Annotated in this window: 1 pseudogene; it reads left to right on the forward strand. The window is 74.6% G+C overall.

Annotated features, from left to right (window positions below):
• Positions 1 to 621 precede the first annotated feature (621 nt).
• Positions 622 to 870, forward strand: a pseudogene (locus SSP29_RS59465) (alpha/beta fold hydrolase); the annotation flags it as partial.

Genomic DNA, 870 nt, shown 5'->3' on the forward strand with positions numbered 1-870 from the left:
GCTTGTGGTGGTGTGGTGAGGTTCGTGTTGGTGCCGGGTGGTTGGCAGGGTGGGTGGGTGTTCGGCGCGGTGGGGGCCGGGCTGCGCCGCGAGGGTCACCGGGTCGAGGCGGTGACCGTGGCGGGGCTGGAGCCGGGCGGTCCGGTCGGCGTGGTCCGGCCGCCGGATCTCGGCACCTGTGTCGACCAGGTGGCCGGGGTCGTCGGCTGTGGCGGTGAAGGGTCCCTTCGCGCTGTGTGGGCACAGTTGCGGCGGGATGGTGATCGCCGGTGTCGCGGACCGGCTCGGTGACCGCCTCGGTCAGGTCGTCTTCGTGGATGCCTGCGTCCTAAAGGACGGTGATGCGTGCTGGTCTTTGACCAGCGACCAGCGACCAGCGACCAGCGACCAGCGACCGGTGACCGGTGACCGGTGACCGGTGACCGGTGACCGGTGGCCGGTGGCCGGTGATCAGTGTTCCGGTGGCCGGTGGCCGGTGGCCGGTGGCCGGTGGCCGGTGGCCGGTTCGGGCGCCTGTTCGTGGCCGGTGCCCGCGGCGGCGGCTGGGTTGCGGTCCTCTGTGGGGCCGGCCCGCGTGCGGCCGCACCTGCTGGGTCGCGGTCCTCTGTGGGGCCGGTCCGCGTGCGGCTGCACCTGCTGGCGGGTTTTCTCCGGGGGTTCGGGCTGCGGAGCGGCCCGGGACGTGCGGTGGGCTGCATGTTCGTCGGCGGTGGGGGGTGGCCGGGCGGCCCGTTCGCGGCCGTGTCCGAGCGGCTGCGCCGCGCCTTGGGCCGGCGGGTGCGCGAGATTCCTGTCGGCCACGGCGTCGCCTGTCGTGATCCGGGTGGTCTTGCGGCGGTCTTCGGGGTGCTCCCGCCGGCTGGCGGGAGC

It is taken from the genome of Streptomyces hyaluromycini, from assembly GCF_002217755.1.
Lineage (GTDB): Bacteria > Actinomycetota > Actinomycetes > Streptomycetales > Streptomycetaceae > Streptomyces > Streptomyces hyaluromycini.